At 64.3% G+C, this 1,100-nt stretch carries 1 protein-coding gene and 1 pseudogene; one reads left to right on the forward strand and one right to left on the reverse strand.

Annotated elements, in window-relative coordinates; genetic code table 11:
* Positions 1-468: transposase (locus CHB97_RS25685; protein WP_200820142.1), on the reverse strand; the 468-nt coding region annotated here is incomplete at its 3' end.
* A 95-nt stretch (positions 469-563) separates the two neighbouring features.
* Between CHB97_RS25685 and CHB97_RS25690 the strand changes: the two are divergent.
* Positions 564-1,100 (forward strand): annotated as a pseudogene (locus CHB97_RS25690) (DDE-type integrase/transposase/recombinase); the annotation flags it as partial.

Genomic DNA, 1,100 nt, shown 5'->3' on the forward strand with positions numbered 1-1,100 from the left:
CCGCTCCGGCGCTGTCGCATAACTGCCGGTGAACAGTTCGACATACAGATCCTGCAGGCGTGACGGCTGCGCGGTGAACTTGTGATAACGCCGGTCGGCCTCCTCGAAACGCCGCTCCAGCCGACCCAGCGTCGAACTCCCGGCCAGCGCCGGCAACGGCGCGCCACCCGCTATCCGCGGCCTGGCTGCCGCCGTCACCTTCAACAGCGGATCGTGGCGCATCCGGTCGTGATCGTTGAGGTCCTCGTATCCCAGCGCCATGGCGATGACCCGCTGCGCCAGCAGATCGGGCAGCGCATGCGTCACCTGCTTACGGTTGCGTCGGTCCTCAAAACAGGCCGCCATCCGCTCAAACAAATTCAGCCGACCGGCAACCTCACGCAACAGCAGCCCGCCCGCATCCGAGGTGATTTCTCCCCCGTCAAACGCCCCCATGACCACCCGCCGACCATGATCCGCAAACCGCATCCCGAAAAACACCCTGTAAATTCTTAACCGCTCCAAAATAAGGGTAATTACTTGTTATCAAAAATAAATCCGGAAAAATGCCAGCTGCCGGTGACAAATCCGGGGTAAGGCCCGCCGCCAGCCGCCGGACGGTTGCCCATCTGCGGGCAACGTTCGGTGTCAGTGAGCGGCGGGCTTGTTCTGTCCTGAAAGTGCATCGCCGGACGATCCGCTACCGGTCGCGGCGCCCTGATGACGGTGCTTTGCGGCAAAGGCTGCGGGAACTGGCATCGGCGCGGCGGCGGTTCGGCTACCGGCGTCTGGGGTATCTGCTGGCCCGGGAGGGGATGGCGGTGAACCATAAGAAGCTGCTGCGGATTTACCGGGAGGAAGGGCTGGCGATACGCCGGCGGCGGGGTCGCAAACGCGCGCTGGGCACACGGGCGCCGATGAATGTGCCTCAGGGGCCCAACCAGCGCTGGAGCCTGGATTTCGTATCGGATGCGTTCAGCGATGGCCGGCGGTTCCGCATCCTGGCCGTTGTGGATGATTTCTCACGCGAATGCCTGGCCCTGGTGGCCGACACCTCGCTGTCCGGCAAGCGGGTGGCGCGGGAACTGGACGCGCTGATCGCCACACGCGGCAAACCACAG

It is taken from the genome of Azospirillum sp. RU38E, from assembly GCF_900188385.1.
Lineage (GTDB): Bacteria > Pseudomonadota > Alphaproteobacteria > Azospirillales > Azospirillaceae > Niveispirillum.